Annotated in this window: 17 protein-coding genes; 10 read left to right on the plus strand and 7 right to left on the minus strand. The window is 43.6% G+C overall.

Annotation, left to right across the window (positions count from 1 at the left end; all coding sequences use genetic code 11):
* Positions 1-589: 589 nt before the first annotated feature.
* Positions 590-1,300, plus strand: a complete 711-nt coding sequence (locus AB4405_RS13910) for an oligogalacturonate-specific porin KdgM family protein (protein ID WP_372061384.1) — start codon at positions 590-592, stop codon at positions 1,298-1,300.
* 135 nt (positions 1,301-1,435) lie between these two features.
* Here the strand turns inward: AB4405_RS13910 and AB4405_RS13915 are convergent, their stop codons facing one another.
* The 3 genes from AB4405_RS13915 to AB4405_RS13925 all read right to left on the minus strand — a co-directional run bounded on the left by AB4405_RS13915 (position 1,436) and on the right by AB4405_RS13925 (position 4,934).
* On the minus strand, positions 1,436-2,164 hold the full coding sequence (locus AB4405_RS13915) for a 3'-5' exonuclease (RefSeq protein WP_241903177.1): 729 nt from the start codon (positions 2,162-2,164) through the stop codon (positions 1,436-1,438).
* A 3-nt stretch (positions 2,165-2,167) separates the two neighbouring features.
* A complete protein-coding gene (locus AB4405_RS13920; protein WP_102468922.1) occupies positions 2,168-4,081 on the minus strand; it encodes a DUF294 nucleotidyltransferase-like domain-containing protein in 1,914 nt (637 codons plus the stop codon).
* A gap of 130 nt (positions 4,082-4,211) precedes the next feature.
* Positions 4,212-4,934, minus strand: a complete 723-nt coding sequence (locus AB4405_RS13925) for a FadR/GntR family transcriptional regulator (RefSeq protein ID WP_372061386.1) — start codon at positions 4,932-4,934, stop codon at positions 4,212-4,214.
* 289 nt (positions 4,935-5,223) lie between these two features.
* Between AB4405_RS13925 and AB4405_RS13930 the strand changes: the two genes are divergently transcribed.
* The 4 genes from AB4405_RS13930 to AB4405_RS13945 all read left to right on the plus strand — a co-directional run bounded on the left by AB4405_RS13930 (position 5,224) and on the right by AB4405_RS13945 (position 7,956).
* On the plus strand, positions 5,224-6,000 hold the full coding sequence (locus tag AB4405_RS13930; protein WP_372061388.1) for an SDR family NAD(P)-dependent oxidoreductase: 777 nt from the start codon (positions 5,224-5,226) through the stop codon (positions 5,998-6,000).
* Positions 6,001-6,059: 59 nt separating this feature from the next.
* The gene (locus AB4405_RS13935) at positions 6,060-6,776 is read left to right on the plus strand and encodes a FadR/GntR family transcriptional regulator (RefSeq protein WP_102468919.1); all 717 of its coding nucleotides are present in this window, start codon (positions 6,060-6,062) and stop codon (positions 6,774-6,776) included.
* Positions 6,777-6,799: 23 nt separating this feature from the next.
* Positions 6,800-7,120: a cupin domain-containing protein gene (locus AB4405_RS13940; RefSeq protein WP_102468918.1), complete on the plus strand. Its 321-nt coding sequence runs from the start codon at positions 6,800-6,802 to the stop codon at positions 7,118-7,120.
* A gap of 188 nt (positions 7,121-7,308) precedes the next feature.
* Positions 7,309-7,956 (plus strand): FadR/GntR family transcriptional regulator, encoded by a 648-nt coding sequence (locus tag AB4405_RS13945; protein WP_102468917.1) that lies wholly within the window; start codon positions 7,309-7,311, stop codon positions 7,954-7,956.
* A 560-nt stretch (positions 7,957-8,516) separates the two neighbouring features.
* Here AB4405_RS13945 and AB4405_RS13950 read toward each other — a convergent pair.
* Positions 8,517-10,295, minus strand: coding sequence for a sodium:solute symporter family transporter (locus tag AB4405_RS13950; RefSeq protein ID WP_372061390.1), 1,779 nt, complete (start codon positions 10,293-10,295; stop codon positions 8,517-8,519).
* Positions 10,296-10,990: 695 nt separating this feature from the next.
* Here AB4405_RS13950 and AB4405_RS13955 point away from each other — a divergent pair.
* The 5 genes from AB4405_RS13955 to AB4405_RS13975 all read left to right on the plus strand — a co-directional run bounded on the left by AB4405_RS13955 (position 10,991) and on the right by AB4405_RS13975 (position 16,548).
* Positions 10,991-11,743, plus strand: coding sequence for an oligogalacturonate-specific porin KdgM family protein (locus tag AB4405_RS13955; RefSeq protein WP_102468915.1), 753 nt, complete (start codon positions 10,991-10,993; stop codon positions 11,741-11,743).
* Positions 11,744-11,948: 205 nt separating this feature from the next.
* Positions 11,949-13,043 (plus strand): ABC transporter ATP-binding protein, encoded by a 1,095-nt coding sequence (locus AB4405_RS13960; protein ID WP_372061392.1) that lies wholly within the window; start codon positions 11,949-11,951, stop codon positions 13,041-13,043.
* Between the two features lie 12 nt (positions 13,044-13,055).
* Complete coding sequence (locus tag AB4405_RS13965) at positions 13,056-14,048, plus strand: ABC transporter permease (protein WP_372061394.1); 993 nt, start codon at positions 13,056-13,058, stop codon at positions 14,046-14,048.
* A 12-nt stretch (positions 14,049-14,060) separates the two neighbouring features.
* Complete coding sequence (locus tag AB4405_RS13970) at positions 14,061-14,951, plus strand: carbohydrate ABC transporter permease (protein ID WP_372061396.1); 891 nt, start codon at positions 14,061-14,063, stop codon at positions 14,949-14,951.
* A 46-nt stretch (positions 14,952-14,997) separates the two neighbouring features.
* The gene (locus tag AB4405_RS13975) at positions 14,998-16,548 is read left to right on the plus strand and encodes an extracellular solute-binding protein (protein ID WP_372061397.1); all 1,551 of its coding nucleotides are present in this window, start codon (positions 14,998-15,000) and stop codon (positions 16,546-16,548) included.
* Between the two features lie 166 nt (positions 16,549-16,714).
* Here AB4405_RS13975 and AB4405_RS13980 read toward each other — a convergent pair whose 3' ends face one another.
* The 3 genes from AB4405_RS13980 to glgB all read right to left on the minus strand — a co-directional run bounded on the left by AB4405_RS13980 (position 16,715) and on the right by glgB (position 20,048).
* A complete protein-coding gene (locus AB4405_RS13980) occupies positions 16,715-17,242 on the minus strand; it encodes a DNA mismatch repair protein (protein ID WP_372061399.1) in 528 nt (175 codons plus the stop codon).
* Positions 17,243-17,244: 2 nt separating this feature from the next.
* A complete protein-coding gene (locus tag AB4405_RS13985; RefSeq protein ID WP_372061401.1) occupies positions 17,245-17,631 on the minus strand; it encodes an MAPEG family protein in 387 nt (128 codons plus the stop codon).
* A 233-nt stretch (positions 17,632-17,864) separates the two neighbouring features.
* Entirely contained in the window at positions 17,865-20,048 is a 2,184-nt protein-coding gene (gene glgB, locus AB4405_RS13990; RefSeq protein WP_372061402.1) for a 1,4-alpha-glucan branching protein GlgB, read from the minus strand.
* Between the last annotated feature and the right edge of the window lie 101 nt (positions 20,049-20,149).

The following is a 20,149-nucleotide window of genomic DNA, read 5'->3' on the forward strand; positions in this document are numbered from 1 at the left end:
ATTTTATAAATATAATTTTCCATATTTGCAATGAACTTTCTATAAAATTGAAATCGATCACATTTAAAAGCATATCGAGTTAGGAAATAGCAGGATAAAATGATATTGTCAGACAATTAATGTTGGCTTTTCGTTAATAACACTCGCGGAAAAATGTTAACAACCATGATGAGCATTGAGCATCTCGCAAATAAACAACCGAGATCGCCCCCGTCATGTGGTCGTTCTATCTAGCCTACTAGTGAGAAACACGATGACAAATCACCCACCTCTACTATGAAAAAGGCGCGCTTAAGACTTTAAACCTTTGCAGAAGTTCCACAATCCACCCATTTGTATTATAAAACATAGTAAAAGAACGGTAACGTGGCTCACAAAACCCACCCAATATCCGTGCTAGATAAAACCATCTTCCAAATTAAAAGTAATTAATAAAAACAGTAACTTAACTAAGGCTATTTATAATTTGTTTATATAAAAAACCCTAAAACCTCCTTTTTCGGTAGATCCAAATCACAGAAAAAAGTCATTTATAACCGTATTATATTTGTCATACATTAAAACAAACTAAAGTATTAAAGGGTTATAAATGAGTACTTTTAATAAGGTTACAGTAGCATTGGTATCAGTAATGGCAGCGGCTTCGGTAAGTGCTGCATCTGTCGATTTCCGTCAAGAATACAAAAATGAGTCCGGCGATTACGCAAGCCGTGTAAAGATTGGCTCTAGTGTTGGTAACCACTACTTTGGTGTGGAAGCAAAACAAAAAGGTAAGCCTTTCTCTGACCTAGAAGCGGGCGACAATGAATTTGAATATGGTTACAACTTTCAATTAGACGACCACTGGCGCGTACAAACTTCTATGCCTATTACCTTTGGTAATGGACAAACCACTTATAAGCCGCAAGTTCGTGTTCACTATAAATTTGACAGTGGTCTAACCGCTAAAATGCGTTATCGTCATGAGTTCAGAAACTATGCCGGAGATAACACAGCAACAGGTCGTGACGATGAGCAACACGGTTCCCTGAGCCGCAGCAAGTTAACCGCTAACCTTGATTACAACTGGAATGCGTGGCAACTAGGTGCAGAAGCCAACTATGCAAACGACCTACTCAACAAAGAATGGAAGATGGGCACTAACGAAGAATACGAATGGGATTACAACTTCAAAATTGGCTATAAAGAAGCGGATTGGGATTGGAGACCATACGTAGAAATGGGTAACGTACAATACAGCAATGGCGACGAAAAAGGCCGTCAACTGCGTGCTCGTGTTGGTATTACTTACAGCTTCTAATTGAGAAGTTAACAGCACATTCAATAAAAGAGGCGCTCCTAGGAGCGCCTCTTTTGATTTGATACATTAAATTAATCGCATCACGAGCTATTCGTACTTTATTACTCAGTCAACAAGACGCTTAGCCCGGCACACCTACTGACTGAGTCGGAACAACTTACCAATGCATGGGTATTGTTTGTGAAACAGGCGAGTACTTTGTGCAAGAAACAATTCCGCCGTCGCTATCGCATCAATGAGTGCATCGTGGCCATTATATTCGGGAAGCCCATATCTAGCGCGTGTTTCGGACAAGCGAACGTCTGTTTCAGTGTCTTTACTCACCGCATTCGCCATTGCCTTCTCAATCGCAAGAGTATCAAGCCACATAATGGGCAAGTTCTGCACACCGTAGTGGGTACTTAGATATTTTTCGACAAACGCCGCCTCTATCATCGACCCATGAGCAATGAGAATCCTATCTTTTGATGCACTGAAGAGCTGAGACATCGCATTATCCAAGGACACGCCATTTTGGAGCATTTCCGGGACGATATGATTAATGATAGCGGTTTCGGCCATGATACCTTCAGGCGACTCCACATAGATGTGCCTCGCACTATCAAGCTCAATAGTGTAATTATTAATGGCGACCCAGCCAAGGCTCAGTACAGAGTGTTGATCCGCATCCATACCTGTCGTTTCAAAATCCACCACGAGGTAATCGTGCATCGTGACAAGATCATCTATCTCAGGAGGGGCTGTTGTCAGGAACTCCGCAATATTGTCTGGCAATGCCGTCTGTGCCACATACTTCTGCCTTTGCTTTAAAAAATGCTGATAGACGTGAAACTGATTCAATACCGACTTTAACATGCTAGGCATACGTTATAGCCTCCCGCCAAATCGAACCTTCGCGGCTTCTTGCAAGTTCGCAATAATGCGGAATGCATCTTTTAAGTTACCGCGCTCAAAGCTACCAAAGCTGTCTGGGTTGATATGATTATCCGGTATCTCACCTTTCTTCAGTGCCTCGAGCTGATGATGCTGCCTAAACATCAAAATAAATTGATAAGCATTAATGATATTCTTCAGCGCATCGTCGCTTAACATACCGTGCTCATTTGCTCGAGTAAATCGCTCGTCGGTAGAGGACGAATCACACTCGACAGCCAATCCATAGATGCGAGCTAAATCAATGATTAAGTTAATGGCGTATTTCTTGATATTGAGTGTTTTCCGATTTTCACCCGTTTTTTGCAGTACCAGCTTGTTAAACACACCCAATGGTGGCTGCGTATTGATCGCATCCCGTACCAAGATACCCAAGAACTCACGGTTACTACGAATATTTGCGTGCAGTTCATCACGCAATACATCGGCATAATGAGCCTCACCAAAGACACAGCGAATCTCCAAAAACACGCTGATATTGAGAAGGCGCTCGTATTCAGGGTTCGCTACCCATTTCTTATAATAGTGCTTCCAAGTACTCAGTGGTTGACACCATTTAGGTGTCGCAGCCATATATTTGCCAGGGCATAACGGGTAGCTACAGGCATCTAGCCCATTGACTACATACTGAGAGAGGTGACGGAAATACACTTTATCGTTATCGGTCGCATCATCACTAAGCACGAGGGCATTATCTTGATCCGACAACATATGGACCTCATTTCGGGCATGCGAACCAGCAACAATCCATGCAAATTTACAAGGTGGTGGGCCAAGCTTATCAATCGCAATTTGAATCAAGCGACGGTTATAGGCATCCATGATCATGGACAACACTCGCCCAATAATCTCCGGTGCAACCTTGCCTTCAACCAGTGCTTCAAAAATAGCTTGTCGCTCAGCAGTAAAGCTCGATAGCGTTCGAACGCTCGTGGCATATTTGATTTTTTCAATCAAGAAGATGGCTTGCATACGGTGGTTTTGGACTAAATGCGTCGTTGTTAACAGACCAACAACTTCGCCGTTTGAGACGACAGGCAGCCCTCTAACATTGTATTGCATCATGAGGGAAGCCGCATGTAAGACAAGGTCATCTGGACTAACGACTAAAGGATTTTGAGTCATCACTTCTCGAATGGGGGCATTAATATCGTGCTCTTCGGCAATAACGCGCTTTGTCATGTCTCGGTCGGTCATCAAACCAACGAGCTTGCCATTTTCTCGAACTACGGCAGTAGAGCAGCGCTTTGTCACTCGCATTTCATGCGCGACTTTTTTGATTGGTGTATCCGCATCAACAACCGCAATCACACCACTTGCCACTTCCGAGACTTTCTTGACGAACAGGCCTTTTTCTTTGTTTGACCATACCACATCTAATGCCGACTTAAGACGCACCTGAGCTTGCGACGCAAAATGTTCCGCATACTCTGGGTGTTGTTTAAAAATACCCTCCAATACATTATGTGGTATCAGGTAGAGTAATGTATTTTCAATGGCGACGGCTTGGTAGCCCGTTTCCGATGTCACATCATCATCTAAGAACGTAAAACCAAACAAGTCTTCGGCGCCTAAGCGGGCACGAAGCACGCCGTCGGTCTTGCGTTGTTCCATTGAGCCCGTGCGAATGACATACAAGTACTTACGCTTTTTATCGCCGCACTCTTCTTGGTCTCCTTTGCTATGGGTGTCAACCAAACCGCTGCAAGGATCAATCACATCACCTTTACCCAGATAGATGATTTTTATTTCCGCTGCAATTTGTCTCAGCAGCGGATCAGAAAGCTTATCAAACGGGTCAATATGGCTCAAAAATTGGGTGATATTGGGTAACAAAGCGTGTGACATTGATGATCTCCTACGTTCTTTATGTCTTATTATATCAGTAGATAAACACTTTGGTCGTGACTGAGATAAGAATATCAAGATAAAAAAAGGGCAGCGAAAGTCGCTGCCCTTGATAAACGTTGTAAATTGGTTAGCTTGCGAGTGGCAAACGGTGATTTTCTTCTTTCAAATGACTTGCTGACGCTTCGCGAGCTTTATCACTATCTCCAGCCATGATGGCTTCATAAATAGCACGGTGCTCATTGATACATGTCGAGCCGCCTTCGGATGAATGCGCAATGAAGTTAACGAACATTGTCGTTAAAATATTGCCAAACGGCAGGAAGAAGTCATTCGCGGTTGCGTTAAAAATCAAACTATGAAAACGCATGTCCACGTCCAACCACTTATCTTGGTCGAAGTTTTCTTCTTTAGAAACTTCAACCATTTCTTGGAATGTTGCGGAAAGTTCAATGCGTTGATCGGCATCTGCAAATTTAGCCGCCAATGCGCAAGCCTCTGGCTCGATGGCACGGCGAAGGCCAAGGAATTGCGCACAAAATTGTTCTACGTCGTTTAAGCCATCCATCCACTCAATCAATTGTGGGTCAAGGAAATTCCAGTAAGCGCGGTCAACAACCTTAGTACCAATTTTCGGGCGTGACTCTAACAGGCCTTTCGAGGTCAATAGTTTTACCGCTTCCCTAAGTGCTGTGCGGCTGATACCGAATTGCTCACACAAGGCCATCTCGCCAGGGATAATTGAACCTTCAGGTAACCGACCAGAAAGAACACCACGAGCGATCTCTCGTGCAACCTGCACATGGATGCTTCGCTTGGAGCCTGAAATTGAATTAAACTTACTGCCTGACATATGTACTTCGCTTAGTGAAAGGTTTATGTATTATTTTAGCAGGTATTGTATCATCTAGCGTGCTTACCTCCTTGCGAAAATACCCATTTATTCGACATTCCTCTCTTTTTGTTCCACATTTTTAATACCGACATCACAGTAAACACCGCTTATTTTGAGACTTCCTTCACAACATTTCACCATTTACACAAATTATGTGACCGTAATTGTCTTTTTAAGCTAACAAACATTGACGCAATTAAGTGATATTGTATGATTAATACATATTGTAAAAATAGGTAATGCTGACATGTTCAATGATCTTAAGAACAAACGTGTTCTAATTACTGGCTCTACCGCTGGTATGGGTCTGGCAACCGCGCGCGTTTTTGCGAAATATGGTGCCAAAATTGGCATCAATAGTCGTCGCGCAGGGCCTCATGTTGAAGCAGCGATAACGGAATTAACCGAGCTCGGTGCTGACGTTGCCTATTTTCAAGCAAATTTAATGGATACGAATGAATGTGAAAAACTGATCGGCGAATTCACTGACCACTTTGGTGGCCTTGATGTACTGATCAACAATGCGGGTGGCCTTGGTGGGCGTGAAAACCTTGAAAGTATTGACGACGAGTTTTATGAACGGGTAATGAACCTAAACGCGCGCTCGGCCTTGATGACAACCAAGTTTTCCATTCCTCATCTACGCCAGTCGGCGCTTGAATCAGGCCAAACATCCTGTGTTATAAGTACCGGCTCGATTGCAGGGCGCGAAGGTGGCGGTGTTGGTGCGGGGATTTATGCAGCTTCCAAAGCGTGGTTGCACGACATTCATCGCAACTGGGTAAAAGAATTTACCAAGGACAATATCCGTTTCAATATCGTGTCTCCCGGTACTATTGATACTGCGTTTCACGACGGTAAGACTCACGAACTTAAAGAAGCCATTGCAAATGGGATCCCAATGGGCCGATTTGGCAATATTGATGAAGTGGCGCCATCATTTGCGTTTTTTGCCTCGCACGCTTGTAGCGGTTACATCACAGGTCAGATCCTTGACGTCAACGGCGGCCAATTAGCACCGTAGCAAATTCACGTTTCGCTTAGTGGTTAAGGGGAACGTTTTCTATTTATAAGGTCCATTTTATGGCTACTTTTCATGCAGTTGCAAGTTCAAGTCGACGAATTCACGTCCAGATAGCAAAAGAACTGGCAAGCAAAATATTAACCGGTGAGCTCAAAGAGGGAGAAAAGCTCCCGAGTGAACTTGAATTATGTGAACAGTTTGGTATCAGCCGAACCGCGTTACGTGAGTCGACAAAGCTACTTTCTGCTAAAGGGTTGATTGAATCAAAACCTAAAGTTGGTACCAACATCATGCCACGTCAGTCATGGCACTTTCTTGATCCTCAGTTTTTGGATTGGGTTAAAGATACGAACAACGTACAGCGATTTCTAACGCAGTTTTTAGGACTTCGTAAGGCTATCGAACCAGAAGCATGTGCGATGGCAGCAAAAAACGCGTCCATTGAACATCGCAAAGCACTATCTGTCAGCTTTCAGAATATGACACATGCGGCCGAAAATCATGACTATACTTCATGGACACTCAACGATCACGAGTTCCATAAGACGATATTCTTGGCGACTGCAAACCCGTTTTATATCCCTTTTTCTAATATTCTGGACGCCATTTTCAAAACCTTTATCGACGAAGCCGCTGTTGGCGGTCGATTCTGCCTTGAAGAACACCAAGATATCTATGAAGCCATTATGGCGGGCGACGCTCCACTCGCCCGCTCGGCTTCTCAACTACTACTCAACGACCATAATCAACGACTGTCGTCGTTAGATGTGGCTTGATAAACAAAGACACGAGGTTAGCAATGTTTGTATATAACAAAGATGTAGAATTAGAAGACTGTGGCGGCGGTTTACGTCGTAAAGTGATGGCGTACTGTGAAGACATGATGATGGTTGAAGTACACTTCGAAGACGGTACGGTTGCAGCGCTACATAGCCACCCACACGAGCAGATCACTTACGTTATCTCTGGTGAATTTGAATTCACTATTGGCGATGTAACTAAAATCGTTAAAGCTGGCGACGTAATGTACAAAGAACCAAACATTATTCACGGCGCAAAATGCATCAAAGCTGGTGTATTACTAGATAACTTCACGCCGATGCGTAAAGACTTTCTATAAAGCGTAAATATTCGCGATTATATAAAACGGCTAATCACTTGATTAGCCGTTTTTTTATGCAACCACTCAGGATTCTCTTACATATCGATACAAAAAAACACCCTTGCTCACACTATCAAATAAATGTAATTATAATAAGACAATATGCTTGATATTATATTCTTAATACCACATTGGAATATTTACGCATGGAAAGCAACTACATAAAAATATCTTACAGTATCGCAAGAAATATTATTACTGGCGCTTACAAAGAGAATGCACTTCCGACAGAGGTCGACTTATCCAAGCAGTATTCCGTTAGCCGGAGCAGCATAAGAGAAGCATTAAAACTTTTATCAGCGAAAGGGCTACTTGCATCTAAACAAAAATCGGGTACTCGTATTACACCGCGCTACCAATGGAATTTCGTGGACCCACAATTGTTAGAATGGTCATTTGACTTACCTGAAATGAAATGTGTTATCGATCGATTTGTTCGTGTTCAGGAGTTATTTGCCCCTGAAGTCTGCGCCGAGGCAGCAAATAATGCAACTATTGAGCAAAGAATTGAATTATCTAAAACGATTCAAGCTATGGAGACACATAAATCCAATTATGATATTTGGATAAAGCTATGTCATAAATTTCATTGCCTATTATTTTCCTCTTCGAACAATGAAGTATTCACTCCATACTCAAAAATATTTAACATTATTTATAGTAACGATAATGCGTCATCAATAAATATGTCACAAAGTAAAATGTCGCTCTATTTAGATGTCTACAATTCGATTATGGTTGCTGACCACACCAAAGCCAGGAAATGTGGGGCATTACTGTTTTCAAAAATTTAGCGCTTACCTGCTCATCAGTTAGAATGCCTATTGCCATTATTGGCAGTTAGGCGCTGACTATCCACACTATAACCGTATGTATTAGTACTGCTACTATCCATATTCAATGTATCTCAACCGCTAATATCCCTAACCTCTTCCATTAATATTGCAGTATTCGAATCGCAACGCTTGTCCTTACTATACGAATGGCCTATCACTATTCTTAACGGCGAATCCCAATAATACCTCTGGTTATTATTGGGTCATCCTCTACTTTTACTCATTACTTCACAGCATTGACGTAACAACAGATACGCTCTAAACAAGAAAACAGCGGGCCCTACTTACTTCCCACTCCGCACATAAAACCTGTGACATAGCATTGAACTCAATACAAAACTGATTAAGCCAAGTGAACGTCACTTTCTTTAGCCGGTGTCAGTCCTTACATTTTCATCCACTTTAATCTCCAAGTGACGACTTTATCACCAACGAAAGTAACCAGGCGAGAAAATTAAAGCAAAAAAAATGCGACACCCAAAGGCGTCGCATTTTCTGTTATTTATTTTCTATCAGACTTAGCTTTCTGTCGCTGCCTCTGCCTGTTTACCGCTATCGTCTACGGCTTTCACAAGCAGCACACCGACACCACCAACAATCAGACCACAGAGGATGAACACCAAACGTCCCCACATTGGGTTGCTTAGCAAGGCCATAAACATAATACCAATACCCGCTACTGCAATCAGTTTGCCTAGCATTTGACGTTGTTTGTTATCAAGTGCTTTTTGCTCTGCTGATTCAGAAACCAGAGGAGTAGATAGGTTGCCAAAGAACTTATCAACATCCGCTTGACGCTTTTCAGTAAGAGGCTTGTAGAACAGTGTCGACAGCATGAAGAAGCCGCCTGTCAAAGTAATATGTCCCATTAGGCCAATTGCTACTTTAACATCAGACCATTCACGTTTCGTTAGCTCTTCTAGGCCGAATACTGACGATACCATCTCTGCATTGATAACAAAGCCGACGTAGTAAGAGACAAATGCACCTACGATTAGCGTACCCCAACCAGCCCAGTCCGGAGTCTTTTTGATGAAGAAACCTAGGAATGCAGGAATAGTCATTGGGAAGCCGATTAGCGCACCAACATACATCATTGTATCAAATAAGCTCAGGCCTTTAAGTGAGTTGATAAACTGTGCAATAAGGATAATTGCAATACCAAACACGGTAGACGTAATCTTAGAGACGGTAACCAGTTCTTTCTCAGAAGCTTGTCCTTTACGAACAATAGTTTCATAGAAGTTCTTAACAAAGATACCTGAGTTACGGTTTAAGCCTGAATCCATTGAAGACATCGTCGCGGCAAACATCGCTGCCACTAGAAGACCCACCATACCTGCTGGCATGTATTCTTGAACAAAGTAAAGGTAAGCGAAGTCACCGGCTTTAGAACCTGCATCAGGGTATGCTGCCGCTAGGTCAACACCTTGACCAGCAATGAACCAAGAAGGCATAAACCAGATAAACACGCCGCAAAGCATAAGGATACAAGCTAGCAGTGCCGCTTTTTTCGCGTTCTTAGAATCTTTTGCCGCAAGATAACGGTAAGAGTTAAGCATGTTGTTCGTAATAGAGAACTGCTTAACAAAGATAAAGAATGCCCAGATGCTGAAGATGCTGAGGTAGTTAAGGTTATTACCAGAGATAAATGAACCATTGTCACCAACAGGGAAGTTGTTAACAATCTCACCAATACCGCCACCTTGAACAACCGCGACAACCGCACATGTTACGGTCACGGCCATGATGATAACCATCTGCATAAAGTCAGAGGCAATTACCGCCCAAGAACCACCTGTTACCGACATCGCCAGAACAACAAGACCCGTAACCCAAATGGTCATCGTCATATCAAAGCCAAAAATGCCTGATGCGATGATAGCCAGTGCATTTAGCCAAACACCTGCCGATACCACACTGTTTGGCATTGAAGACCAAGTAAATACTTGTTCGTTCGTTGCACCAAAACGCATGCGAATGGCTTCAATTACCGTCACAACTCGTAGCTGACGGAATTTCGGCGCAAAATACGCAAAGTTCATGAAATAACCAAACGCATTCGCTAGAAAAATAATAGCGACTGCGAAACCGTCGTTGTACGCTTTACCTGCTGCACCTGTGAACGTCCATGCTGAGAACTGGGTCATAAACGCAGTCGCACCAACCATCCACCACAACATGTTACCGCCCCCACGGAAGTAATCACTTGTTGTGCTGGTAAAAGTCCTAAACATCCATCCGATTGCCATCAGGAATAAAAAATAGACTCCAACAATGAGTGTATTCAGATCCATAACTCTATAATCCTTTTTAATATATTTATTTGCTGTTACAAATCAATATATCTCGTTACGACCCTTAATTGTAATACAATATACCTCAACGTGATCGAGTTATCGTTTTTTGACCAGAATGAAAGCCAGTTAGTTAACTGAGTCAAGTTTTGCTCTGCCAGCCTTGATGAATCATCGATTTATGTTCTCTTTTTGGTTTCTCAAACCATGAAACCAACTCAAGTCACTGATATTATTTCTAAAAATACATTATTGACACTAATGTCGATTAAATTTTAACCACGAACAATCAATGAGTTACAGATAAAACTTACTAACTATCTTTTTTCAGCTCAATGCATATACCCATACAATAACTGTGGTATAAAATTCTGAAACTATCTGTAATAAAGTGTGATCAAACCCCACCTATCGACAAAAACTCATTCCATCAATAGTAAATGTTGATGCATTTCACAGAATAATCCTGATATTCGAATATCATTTGTCATACATTAATTCAATACAACATGTTCGTGTTACACACCGCAGAAATGAGCGACGGTTAATAGCTGTTTAACATTTCAACAATGTTAACTGTAATCGCGAGCTTAATAGATATAAACGTACATAAAATGTAGCGAATTTGTATCGATAGTTAAGAAGCAAAAATAATAATCTAGCAATAATATACTTTATATAAGGGAAATATCAGTATGAAACTTAAGCAATCCGCAGTGGGTGTGGCACTCGTTTTATTGGCTGGTTCAGCGGCTGCAACGAATTTAGATTACCGTGCGGAATATAAGCACACTGATGAAAAATATGCGCACCGTATTAAAATTAGCGACTCTACTGAAGTTTTTGGTGGCAAGCTTGGGTTAGGTGTTGAGCAAAAATTCCAAAGTGAAGATCAAACTGACTTTTGGAAAAATGTATCACGTGGTGATTCAGAGTTTAGCTGGGACTGGACTAAGAAGTTTGATGATAGCAACTGGTATATACAGCCAGGTATGCCAGTTACATTTGGCTCAAATAAAACAACATGGAAACCTCAGTTCCGTGTTGGTTATAGAGCAGATTTTGGTTTGACAACCGCTCTACGTTATCGTCATGAGTTCCAAGTTTACGATTCAACAGCAGGCACTAAAACTACAACCGATGGTAGCAAACTTACTGTGGCGGATAGCACCGTTCAACAAGGTAAATGGACGCTAACAGGTGCCTACAAATTTAGTCAAGAATCTTTGAAGAACCTTAAGTTAAGCTACGAAGCAAACTTAAACAAAAACTATGATAATGTCCGCCTTGCGAACGGTAAAGACTGGGAGTGGGATTTAGGTCTTAAGATTGGTTACAAATTTGACGCTTTCACTCCTTACATGGAATTCTGGACAGTTGACGAAGGTTCATCAGCAGAAGACAACCGCCAGCTAAGAACTCGTCTTGGTGTGAAGTACAGCTTCTAGTCCCTTAATATTTAATTATGCACTGGTGAATAAATACATTCCTGCCTTAGTATTTATTCACCTTTATTCCCCCCTCAGTAAAATTAAAGTGATTCAAATATAGCAAGGAAGCTATATTGCTCCACTATATATAATGCGCTTCCTTCTAATTTTTTAATTTTATATTTTAAGCACTTCAATTTCGCTAGCGAGACAAGGAAAAGTTATGTCTGGTGTTCAGTTGAATAATATCGTTAAAGCGTACGGTGATATTAGTGTCGTACATGGTATTAATTTAGAAGTAAAATCAAAAGAATTTATTGTTCTCGTCGGGCCGTCAGGTTGTGGTAAGTCAACAACGCTACGCATGTTAGCTGGCCTAGAAGAAATTACCGAAGGTGATATTCATATCAATGATCGTCGCGTCAATGATATCGCCCCTAAAGACCGTGACGTTGCGATGGTTTTCCAAAACTATGCCCTTTATCCTCACCTCAGTGTTGCGGAAAATATCGCCTTTGGACTACGTATCCGTAAAGTACCCAAGGACCAAATTACCCAATCAGTTAACGATGTAGCAAAAATTCTTGGCCTTACGAATTTGCTTGAACGTCGTCCATCTGATCTTTCGGGTGGTCAACGTCAACGCGTGGCGATGGGACGAGCCATTGTTCGTCACCCAAAAGTGTTCTTATTTGACGAGCCGTTATCAAACCTCGATGCCAAACTTCGTACCCAAATGCGAGCTGAAATTAAACGCCTGCATCACCAACTCGGTGTCACCAGTGTTTATGTCACTCACGATCAAGTAGAGGCAATGACGCTCGCTGATCGTATTGTTGTCATGAGCGACGGAAAGATTGAACAGATTGGCACACCAATGGAATTATTCAATAACCCAGTCAATACGTTCGTTGCCACCTTCATTGGCTCACCACCAATGAACCTCATTGAGGCGACCGCTGAGCTCACACCCGACGGTTGGGTTGCCTGTTTTGGCGATTCGCGTTGCATACTTCCCCACGTCAAAGGCGTGGAACACAATCAGCCTATCTTGCTGGGCATCCGACCTGAATACACCGATATTACCTCTGTTCCCGACGCCTCCGCTATCTCTACTCACATTGATTTGGTTGAAACGTTAGGTTCCGAAGCGCTGCTTCATTGCCAGTTTGGAGGTAAGCCTTTTGTGGTTAAGACGGAAACACATGGGAAAGTCGACCACTTAGGGGGGATCGACACGCTCTATTTCCGTACCGATGCGATTACTGTGTTCGATAAAAACACAGGGCAAGCATTACCACGCGAAACGGTTAACTAACGGAGGTGTCACATGGACAATCTACAAGGCACTTCACAGCAAGGCACCTCGCAACAAATCATGCCACATGCTTCATGGCTTAGTGAACTCAAGGTTAAAGGTCGATGGCTACAGCGCCATTTCGCCAAGGAATGGCAAATCTATGTGCTGCTCGCCCCAATGGTTATTTGGTTCTTGGTTTTTTTATATAAACCTATGTATGGCTTGCAAATAGCCTTCAAGGATTACAGCGTTTTTAAAGGTATTTCGGCGAGCCCATGGGTTGGCTTCGAGCATTTCTTTACGTTGTTTGAGAACGATCAGTTCTTACGAGCGATTAAGAACACGGTCATGATTAGCGGTGCCAGTCTGATATTCGGGTTTCCCGTCCCCATCATTCTTGCGCTCATGTTCAACGAGATCCTCAACGCAAAATTTAAGCGTACAGCACAGACCATTGTTTATCTTCCCCACTTTATCTCTGCTGTCATTATTGCCGGTATTGTCATCACCGCCTTTTCCCCCTCGACTGGCGTCGTGAATTTAATGCTTAACGCACTAGGTTACGATTCGGTTTACTTTCTAACGAAACCAGAATGGTTCCGTACCATTTTTGTAGGGACAGGTATTTGGCAAGAAGCCGGCTTTAGTTCCATTGTATTTTTAGCCGCCATTGCCGGGGTTAACCCATCGTTGTATGAGTCAGCGGTTGTCGATGGTGCCTCTCGATGGCAAATGATGTGGCGCATAACCCTACCCTGCATTCTACCAACCATTCTTATCATGCTGATTATTCGCATCGGTAACATATTAGAAGTTGGGTTCGAGATGATCATCATGTTGTATCAACCCGCAACATATGAAACCGCAGACGTCATTAGCACGTTTATTTACCGACAAGGTATCCAAGCTGCCCAATATGATTTAGCCGCCGCCGCTGGATTATTTAACGCCGGCATCGCTTTCATCTTAGTGATGGTTGCGAATGGAATCAGCCGTCGCGTTTCACAAACGTCATTGTGGTAATAGGAGCCAGTTATGAGTCAAACAATGAACATGAACCTATACTCTCGCGGCGATAAAACATTTGTTTATATCAATATGTTACTGGTGGCGCTATTTACTATCAGTACGCTGTATCCCTTTATCTATGTCGCCTCTATGTCCATCAGTGCCGGGGATGCGGTTACGGCGGGAGATGTCGTCTTAACTCCGGTGGACATTACCTTCGCCGCTTATGAAAAAGTCCTCTCAGACCCCGCGTTTTGGGGATCATATAAGAACACGTTTATCTATACGTTTTTCGGTACATTAACGAGTTTGCTGATCATTATTCCCGGTGCGTATGCGCTCTCGCGTCCTCAGTTATTAGGGCGTAAGTACTGGAATATTCTTATCGCTTTCACCATGTGGTTCAACGCGGGTATGATCCCGTACTTCCTCAACATGCGTGACTTAGGGCTGTTAAATAGTTACTTCGGTATTATTGTTGGCTTCGCTTGTAACGCCTTCAACATCATCTTATTGCGTAACTTTTTTGAAGCGATACCGAAATCATTTGAAGAAGCCGCTCGCATGGATGGCGCGAACGATTTTCAGGTGCTTTGGAAGGTCTTTATTCCTCTGGCAAAGCCCGCGCTCGCCACTGTCGCTCTGTTTTGTATTGTTGCTCGCTGGAACGGATTTTTCTGGGCAATGGTCCTGTTGCGGGACGAAAGTAAGGTCCCTCTACAAGTCTATCTAAGGCAAGTCATTACCCAGCTAACCGACGATGATACGTTCGCCAGCTCACTGATCAATGCCGCCTACTCATTTGAAACGGTTAGTGCAGCCATCATGGTCTGTTCAATCATTCCTGTACTTCTTCTCTATCCGTTTCTTCAAAAATACTTCAACAAAGGGATCATGCTTGGCGGCGTTAAAGAATAACGCCCTAGCAATGAAATAAAGCAATAACAAAAACAAGGAAAAAAGGATGAATGTTAAAGTAACTACGACCCTATCTGCACTGATCGCAGCCGTCATTGCCTCCCCTGTTATGGCGCAAGATGGCGACTATAAAGTCTCGGATTCTCCACTCAAGTTGGATATCCACTTGCACCAAAAGAAGTTTGTCTACAACAACGATTGGCCGGTTGAAAAAGAGGCCGCGAGACTGACCAATGTGCACCTCAACAACGTTGCCTCAATGGCGACGACTAAAAGCGAAGAGGCGTTTAACCTCCTTATTGCTTCTGGGGAGTTACCCGACATTGTCGGCGGTTCCAGCATGAAGAATAACGTTAACACCTATGGTCCCGAAGGCGCGTTTGTGCCACTCAATGAGTTGATAGAAAAGCATGCACCAAACATAAAAGCATTTTTTGACGCCAACCCAGACATCGCCTCGTCAATCAAGGCATCAGACGGCAATATCTACTACATCCCATACTTGCCTGATGGAAAATACGGCCGTGGGTATTTTGTGCGCTATGACTGGCTGCAAAAGCTTGGGTTAAAGCCGCCAACGACTGTAGACGAGATGTACACTGTCCTTAAGGCGTTTCGAGACAACGATCCAAACGGTAATGGTAAAAAAGATGAAGTTCCCTTCTTTGCCCGTCATTGGCAAGAAATGGTTCGCTTGGTAACACTGTGGGATGGCAGAACCTCAGGTTCAGATGTCTTCCATGATTTTCATGTCGTTGATGGCGAGATTCGTCATGGTTACGCCGGTGAAGGCTATAAGGAAGGCATCAAAAACCTCGCCCAATGGTATGAAGAAGGCTTGATCGATGCAGAGGTTTTCACGCGAGGCAGTCGCTCACGCGAATATTTATTGTCGAACGATCTTGGCGGCATGACCCATGATTGGTTTGCCTCAACCTCTGGCTATAACGATTCACTTGACGATAAAGTCGCCGGATTTGAGTTCAAGGCCTTTGCGCCACCAGCGTCCATTTCAGGTCAACGAGTAGAAGAGCACCGACGTGCAAAAGTGAAACCAGACGGCTGGGCGATTTCTTACACCAATGAACACCCGGTTGAAACCGTCAAGTATTTTGATTTCTGGTTTACACAGCAAGGTAAGCGACTCGCTAACTTCGGTATTGAGGGTGAACACTACGACGTTGTAGACGGTAAGCCCACTTTCAAGAAGACGATCTTAGAATCAGATACCCCTGTCAACGCACAAATGTGGGCCATTGGCGCACAAATCCAGCGTGGTTTCCCAATGGATTACGCCAATGAAGAACAGTGGTCAAACAAACATGCACTGGAAGGCATTGCACTGTATGACCAGGGCGATTACTTACTTGAACCTTTCATGGGTGTCTCGCTCAATGCTAAGGAAAAAGATACGTACGATAAACACTGGATTACCATTCGTGACTTCATGGTCGAGAAGCAACAAGCGTGGATTTTAGGATCCCGTGATATTGAAAAAGATTGGCCAGAGTACATGGAGAGTATTGAAAGAATGGGTTATAGCAAAGTGGTTGCGGTCATGCAGTCTGCCTATGACCGAGCGTACGCCAGTAAATAAAGAAAACTGGGAGTAAATAGCCGACGCAAAACACTCAGCCTAGCAAGACTCACTAAAGGCTGAGTGTCATTGCGGGTAACCGGCACTTTTTACGACCTTTCGTACCGGAAGATTAAGTATCAAAAAATGCCCAAACACCTTTTTGATGGTTCACACTGGCATGAGATTACCTTCTCGATAGGTCTCGAGCAAGAATCAACGCCAATCCAAAAACCTGCAAAAACAAAGCAATATCTTTATAAAACGCCATTTGCTTCGTGATGAATTGCATCTCTTCAGCCAGCGACAGGTTATCGAGATACAGCTCATCAATGATGTCCCTTTGTGATTGCTGTGATTGATTAATAACTTGCATCAGATCAGGGAGGTTATTCATGGTAATGGCTGGAACAGGCTCTACTACCCATGCCGACAGTTGATGACGAAGGGCCTCTTGTACCACTGACTCCGATTGGTACAAACTGGCTTTTGGGGTATCCAAATGCAACATGACCCCTTCACGCTTACGCTCCAGCGTCTCTACTTGGTTCCAAGCCAATTGAATGGAATAGAGATTGGCTTCTTTTCTGTCTTCCAAGAGCGTCAATTCAGCCGTCATTTTATCCAATACCTGACTCGACATGACAATCGCCATAACGTTGAGGATTAACCCGATAGAAACCGTCACCCACGTTGGGGGAAATCGAAGCCTCATCGTTAAAATAATTGCTCAAAAGGCAAATACACAAGATTTGACACAATCAATGCAACCATCACCAATAGAGTCAATTGCATACCCAAGACTCGACCTTTGAACCATTGCGTTAGAATGCCTTTTGCATGAAGTATTCGGCCAAGTAGAAAGGCTATCCCCATTGCGTGAACCCAAAGCAAAGGTGCACCATTGTACTCAACAAAAGCCATTAAAATAATCGTGATGGGGATGTAGTCAACGGCATTGCCGTGTGCGCTACGTGCGATTTGTAGTCCTTCCACTCCCCCGTCGGCATAAGCAACTTGATTGCTTCTTCGTTGTTTAATGACTTGTATCGATAACCAAATCATCAGTATTGCGAGTAATGACGCGTACAAAGCGGTAACCATTAATAATCCTTATTTTTTGATGTTACTTTACGTTAAGTGCTGATTTTAAACATACAAGCACCTAGAGTATAGCGATTGCAGCATAGAGATTTGAGTGTAGAACATACCTTTGTTTTCTCCAGATATAACGAAGCCCAGCAAACGCTGGGCTTCGTTATCATCGAACGGTATCCGTTTTTCATCCATTGACGTGAATTACGACAATGGTGCGTCACCGGATAGCCCTCTTGTTGTTAGCCTTTATACTTGTAAAACACGGTCGATAACGGTGGTAGACGCAACGCAATAGATTGAGGTTGCGACTCACTTTCCACCGCTTCCGTACAAGCCTCTGCAACCACTTCAAAGCCACTGCCTGAGTATTTTACGTCATCCGTATTCAGCAATAACTCATAGCTTCCTGCCAATGGCATTCCCAAACGGAAGGCTTCATGAGGGACTGGCGTAAAGTTAGACACCACTAAAATACGTTGTCCATCTTCACTGATACGCTCATGTGCAAGAATACTCGCCTCTGCCGCATCTTGAAGACGCCATTCAAACCCTTTCGGTTCAGAGTCTAGTTCGAACAGTGGTTTCTCCGCTTTATACAGTGCATTCAGATCGCGAGTGACCGCTTGGACGCCCTGATGACGTTCAAACCCCAGTAAGAACCACTGTAATTGATCATCGTGGTTCCACTCTCCCGTTTGACCAAATTCAGCGCCCATGAAGTTAAGCTTTTTACCCGGTTGAGCATACATGTAACCCAAGTATGCTCTTAGGTTAGCCGTTTGCTGCCACTCATCACCTGGCATTTTGTTGTGAATAGAGTGCTTACCGTAGACCACCTCATCGTGCGAAAGCGACAGTACATAGTTTTCACTGTGTGCATACACTAATGGGAACGTGATCGTATCGTGGTGATACTTGCGGTTAATAGGGTCTTCTTGGATATAAGACAAGCTGTCATGCATCCAACCCATATTCCACTTAAACCCAAAGCCGAGCCCACCCATAAAGGTCGGTGCCGAGACGCCAGGGAACGCGGTTGACTCTTCCGCGATGGTCATCGCGTTAGGGAAGTGTTTGTAGACCTCTTCATTCATCCACTTTAGAGTCGCGATCGCATCGTAGTTTTCGCGTCCACCATCTGCATTGGGGATCCATTGATCATGACTACGCGAATAATCAAGGTAAAGCATCGATGCCACAGCGTCGACTCGAATACCATCAATATGGAACTGCTCAAACCAATACAGGGCATTAGAAACCAAGAATCGACGAACGTGTTCACGACCTAAGTCGTAAATGAATGAACTCCAATCTTGATGCCAACCACGGCGCGGATCGGGATCATGGTACAATGGCGTCCCATCAAAGTTTGCCAGCCCGTGATCATCTGACGGGAAATGCGCAGGCACCCAATCGAGCACCACGCCAAGCCCAGCTAAATGACACTGCTCAACAAAGTACTTGAAATCATCTGGTGAGCCGAAACGACTCGTCGGCGCAAATAAACCTACCGGTTGATAACCCCAAGACCCATAGAACGGATGCTCAGAAACAGGCATAAGCTCAACGTGTGTGTAACCCATATCCGTTAAATAAGGGATCAGCTCACTGGCAAGCTCTCGATAGTTAAGAAACTCACCTTGTTCATTTCGTCTCCACGAACCAACATGTAATTCGTAAAATGACAGTGCCTCGTTGCGCTTTTCGGTCACAGGACGAGTCTGCCATTGGTCATCTTGCCACTGATAGCGGCTATGATCATAGGTAACAGAAGAGAAAGAAGGGTGTTGCTCTGAGTAGAACCCCCACGGATCCGCTTTATGCGGTAAGCCTTCTCCGTTAGGACCTTTCATTTCAAATTTGTATTGTGCTCCTTCCTCTAGCTCGGGAATAAATAATCCCCAAATGCCGTAATCTAGTCGCTGCATTGGACTACGACGTCCATCCCAGGCGTTAAAATTACCGACTAAGCTCACCGCCGTCGCATGAGGTGCATAAACAAGAAAGCGCGTACCTGCGACCTGCTTACCTTCACGTTCTAACGAAATAAATTGTGCACCCATCTGATGATACATTGCTTTAGGGGTATGCAATTCTTCATATTCTGCGTACAACGCATGATATTGATATGGGTCATCAATAATCTGCTCGGTACCATTCCAATCAGCAGCCAACTGATAGTGGGTATATCTCAAATCGAGGTCTGATTCTAAGACAAAGCCGGATTCCGCTTCTCGTTTAAGCGGTAGACGTTCTCCCGACTCCAAAACAACAGCGACGCTATCTGCACCGGGGATCCATGTGCGCAGAGCAATACCATCATTTTGTAGATAAGGACCTAAGAACGAAAATGGGTCTGCGAATGATGCATTCGACAGTCGTTCATACGCCTGATCTTGTCTTTTAAGCCTTGTTTTATTCAACGTTCATCTCCCTCGACCAAATCTGTCTCCTAATTGTAATAATGTAAGCATTAGAGACATCATAAAAAAAGCCCGCGCAAGGCGGGCTACCAGCATTTTCA

The organism is Vibrio sp. 10N.261.51.F12, assembly GCF_041471725.1.
In the GTDB taxonomy this organism is placed as follows: Bacteria; Pseudomonadota; Gammaproteobacteria; order Enterobacterales; family Vibrionaceae; genus Vibrio.

What these genes read in the sequence shown, in the direction of transcription:
- AB4405_RS13910 (WP_372061384.1), top strand. Translation starts at nt 590, where the DNA reads ATGAGTACTTTTAATAAGGTTACAGTAGCATTGGTATCAGTAATGGCA.
- AB4405_RS13915 (WP_241903177.1), bottom strand. Translation starts at nt 2,164, where the DNA reads ATGCCTAGCATGTTAAAGTCGGTATTGAATCAGTTTCACGTCTATCAG.
- AB4405_RS13920 (WP_102468922.1), bottom strand. Translation starts at nt 4,081, where the DNA reads ATGTCACACGCTTTGTTACCCAATATCACCCAATTTTTGAGCCATATT.
- AB4405_RS13925 (WP_372061386.1), bottom strand. Translation starts at nt 4,934, where the DNA reads ATGTCAGGCAGTAAGTTTAATTCAATTTCAGGCTCCAAGCGAAGCATC.
- AB4405_RS13930 (WP_372061388.1), top strand. Translation starts at nt 5,224, where the DNA reads ATGTTCAATGATCTTAAGAACAAACGTGTTCTAATTACTGGCTCTACC.
- AB4405_RS13935 (WP_102468919.1), top strand. Translation starts at nt 6,060, where the DNA reads ATGGCTACTTTTCATGCAGTTGCAAGTTCAAGTCGACGAATTCACGTC.
- AB4405_RS13940 (WP_102468918.1), top strand. Translation starts at nt 6,800, where the DNA reads ATGTTTGTATATAACAAAGATGTAGAATTAGAAGACTGTGGCGGCGGT.
- AB4405_RS13945 (WP_102468917.1), top strand. Translation starts at nt 7,309, where the DNA reads ATGGAAAGCAACTACATAAAAATATCTTACAGTATCGCAAGAAATATT.
- AB4405_RS13950 (WP_372061390.1), bottom strand. Translation starts at nt 10,295, where the DNA reads ATGGATCTGAATACACTCATTGTTGGAGTCTATTTTTTATTCCTGATG.
- AB4405_RS13955 (WP_102468915.1), top strand. Translation starts at nt 10,991, where the DNA reads ATGAAACTTAAGCAATCCGCAGTGGGTGTGGCACTCGTTTTATTGGCT.
- AB4405_RS13960 (WP_372061392.1), top strand. Translation starts at nt 11,949, where the DNA reads ATGTCTGGTGTTCAGTTGAATAATATCGTTAAAGCGTACGGTGATATT.
- AB4405_RS13965 (WP_372061394.1), top strand. Translation starts at nt 13,056, where the DNA reads ATGGACAATCTACAAGGCACTTCACAGCAAGGCACCTCGCAACAAATC.
- AB4405_RS13970 (WP_372061396.1), top strand. Translation starts at nt 14,061, where the DNA reads ATGAGTCAAACAATGAACATGAACCTATACTCTCGCGGCGATAAAACA.
- AB4405_RS13975 (WP_372061397.1), top strand. Translation starts at nt 14,998, where the DNA reads ATGAATGTTAAAGTAACTACGACCCTATCTGCACTGATCGCAGCCGTC.
- AB4405_RS13980 (WP_372061399.1), bottom strand. Translation starts at nt 17,242, where the DNA reads ATGAGGCTTCGATTTCCCCCAACGTGGGTGACGGTTTCTATCGGGTTA.
- AB4405_RS13985 (WP_372061401.1), bottom strand. Translation starts at nt 17,631, where the DNA reads ATGGTTACCGCTTTGTACGCGTCATTACTCGCAATACTGATGATTTGG.